This is a genomic window from Methyloceanibacter sp., from assembly GCF_049590335.1.
Classification (GTDB): domain Bacteria; phylum Pseudomonadota; class Alphaproteobacteria; order Rhizobiales; family Methyloligellaceae; genus Methyloceanibacter.
The window spans coordinates 1-2,919 of the sequence record NZ_JBAWCQ010000113.1; the positions used below are offsets into that span (position 1 = coordinate 1).

Below are 2,919 nucleotides of genomic sequence, written 5' to 3' on the forward strand. Positions count from 1 at the left end.
GAATATGATGATCTCGGTCAATCAGACGATCGAGAAGTCATCATCCTCAAGAGCGCCAATGATAAAAGCTACCTTGAGTACGACGATGATGAAATCACGAACCGCTACCGTCAGGAACTCCGCGAGATCAACCAGTGTGTCAATTTCAGAGAGAATGTAGGCCAGTGTTCCGGAGTAAGAGTAGGCCACTGGTGGTGCCGGTGTTCCAAGCCAGAAGGCCCCGCGCGCGGGGCCTTCTGGCTTTCACGCGTCGTGCATGAGGCTATGCGGAGCGGCGCGCCTTTGACTGTTTGAGGCGGTAGCTGTCGCCGTTCATCTCCAGGATGTGGACGTGGTGGGTCAGGCGATCGAGGAGCGCGCCCGTCAAGCGCTCCGAGCCGAACACCGATGTCCAGTCCTCGAACGGCAGGTTCGAGGTCACGAGCGTCGAGCCACGCTCGTAACGCTGTGAGAAGACCTCAAAGAGCAACTCAGCACCGGTCTGGGAGAGCGGCACGTAGCCCAGTTCGTCGATAATCAGGAGTTGGAACTTGGCGAGTGCCGATTGCAGGCGGAGCAGTCGTTTCTCATCGCGCGCCTCGGTCAGCTGGTTGACGAGGCTGGCTGCTGTGACGAAGCCGACGGTCATGCCGCGCTGGCACGCCGCCAGCCCAAGCCCGATGGCCAGATGCGTCTTGCCCGTGCCCGATGGCCCAAGGGCAATGATGTTCTCGCGCCGGGTGATGAACTCACCACGCGCGAGTTCTGTGACGAGAACCTTGTTGAGGGAGGGCAGTGCCTTGAAGTCGAATGACGCAAGCTCTTTCGTTGCCGGGAACTTCGCCGCCCGCACGCGACGCTCGACCATTTTGCGTTGGCGCTCGATGAGTTCCAACTCAACGAGCCGCAACAGGTAGCGCGGATGATCGACGCCGGCCTCGGCGCACTGGCGGGCCTGCTTCTCGTATTCGGCCAGAACCGTTGGCAGCTTGAGCTTCTTCAGGTGGTGCGACAGCAGCACCTTCGGATCGGCAGGTTCGGCTGTCGGTTCAGTTTTGGTCATCGCGTGCCTGCTGGCATCAGGGCGGCGTAATCCGCAGCTCGTGTCACTGCGACATTGGCCTTGGGCAGATGTGGATAGCGCTCAAGATCGAGCTGTGGCGGTCGACGCTCGAGCCGGGCCACCGCAATTTGTTTCACGGCATCGAAGCTCAAGGCCCCCAGCTTGATCGCTCGGGCGACGGCCAAGGCAACCAGGTTCTGATCGAGCACCTCCATCAGGCGCAGCACCTGGATGAACTCTCGCTTGCCCTTGTTGCCGAGGCGAGCCTCCAGCAATCGGCGCAGATGACCGAACTCATCGGGCAGCTCCCATCCCTGCAACGGCGCGGCCTGATCTAAGGCTCCCGGCTTTTGTTCGATCAGCGCGAGGTAGTGCAGCGGATCGAACACGAAGGCACCGCGCTCGTAGCTCCTCGGGTGGCGAGCGATTTCTTCTGATCCGGCCAGGATCACAACCTCATCGACGTAGCCTTTGACCGTGACCGAGCGGTGTCCATGCGTGGTCGGCACCGAGTAATCGTTGCTGCGATAGCGCACCAGTGATGTCGAGCTGACCTGTGCGGCGCGCACCTCGCAGGGCTCGAACGGTGCCGTTGGCAACGGCCGGAACGCCGACAGATCGCTCAGAAGCCGCTCGCCGATTGTCTCCATGTGTCGACCGGCCTTGCGATCTTGGTCGGCAAGGCATGCCGCTTCCAGGCGTGCATTCAGTTCTTCGAAGCTCGCCGCCACCGGAACAGGCGTTAGGAACCGCCGCCTGCCGTTCTTCACGAGCCCTTCAACTTTGCCCTTGTCGTTACCCTTGCCGGGACGCCCAAAGCGATCGCGGAAAAGGTAATGGCTGATCAGGCCGGTGAACGCACGCGTACGCTCCCGAGTCCCATCGCCGCAGATCCTCGCAACGGCCAGCTTGGTATTGTCGTAGAGGATAGATTGCGGAACACCACCAAAGAACGCCAACGCCGAGACGTGCCCGTCGAGAAAAGCTTCCGTCGTCTCAGCCGGATACGCCTTCATGAAGGCCGCATCCGAGTACGGCAAGTCCATGAAGAAGACGTGGAGCTTACGGCGCTCGCCCCCAATGATGCCGATCGCTTCGCCGAAGTCCACCTGGGCGTGGCCTGGTGGATGGTGGAGCGGTACGAACTTCTCTGACCTGCGCTGACGTGTTTCGCGGACATAGTCGGCGACGATCGTGTAGCCGCCATCGTAGCCGTGCTCATCCCGGAGCCGCTCGAAGATCCGCTTGGCCGTGTGACGCTGCTTCTTCGGCGCCTCAGCATCCGCCTTCAGGATTGCATCGATAATCGGAATAAAGGGATCGAGCTTCGGCTTGGCCGGCGGCTTCGTGCGTTGATACCCCGGCGGCGCCGAGTAGGTGCACATCTTGTCAACCGTCGTCCGGCTGATCCCGAAAACCCTGGCAGCTGCGCGCTGACTGTTACCCTCGACTATTACAAACCGCCGAACTGCCGCGTATTTCTCCACGGCATACATCCTCTGGCCCTCGCTCTCCCGACTCGGAAAAGCTCAGCCTAACCAGTGGCCGGATTTTAATCCGGCGCAGCCGGCACCGCGCCGCCGCTCCACTGGTCCACTATTGCTCCGGAATTCACATTCAGATGGACGAGTCGGCTCAGATCATGCGGGTTAAGTTTATGAGCAAGCCAGGGCAACAGTGGGTTATCCGCCGAAAGGTGCTAAACGGCATTCGGGATTTGTTCGAGCGCGAGGGGATTCAATTTGCGCACCACGAAGTAACCGTCAGACTGGCACATGAGGGGAAGCCACAGAAACTTACCGAAGAGCAAACGCATCAGGCGGTCGGCGCGGCCGCGCAACGCGGTGCAGCACTCCGACAAATTAATTCTGAGAAAT

3 protein-coding genes are annotated in these 2,919 nt (G+C 60.5%); 1 reads left to right on the forward strand and 2 read right to left on the reverse strand.

What is annotated here, in order from left to right:
- Positions 1-294 (forward strand): hypothetical protein (locus WBQ77_RS08970; RefSeq protein ID WP_424059872.1); only part of this gene is annotated, 294 nt, incomplete at its 5' end.
- On the opposite strand, the gene istB is transcribed toward WBQ77_RS08970, so the two are convergent.
- The gene (istB, locus tag WBQ77_RS08975) at positions 263-1,042 is read right to left on the reverse strand and encodes an IS21-like element helper ATPase IstB (protein WP_424043724.1); all 780 of its coding nucleotides are present in this window, start codon (positions 1,040-1,042) and stop codon (positions 263-265) included. The two genes, WBQ77_RS08970 and istB, sit on opposite strands and share 32 nt — an antisense overlap.
- Positions 1,039-2,538, reverse strand: a complete 1,500-nt coding sequence (gene istA / locus WBQ77_RS08980) for an IS21 family transposase (RefSeq protein ID WP_424059874.1) — start codon at positions 2,536-2,538, stop codon at positions 1,039-1,041. The genes istB and istA overlap by 4 nt, the downstream gene beginning before the upstream one ends.
- Positions 2,539-2,919: the final 381 nt, after the last annotated feature.

Bases quoted from the DNA above. Each gene is read 5' to 3' on its own strand.
- istB (WP_424043724.1), bottom strand. From the start codon at position 1,042: ATGACCAAAACTGAACCGACAGCCGAACCTGCCGATCCGAAGGTGCTG.
- istA (WP_424059874.1), bottom strand. From the start codon at position 2,538: ATGTATGCCGTGGAGAAATACGCGGCAGTTCGGCGGTTTGTAATAGTC.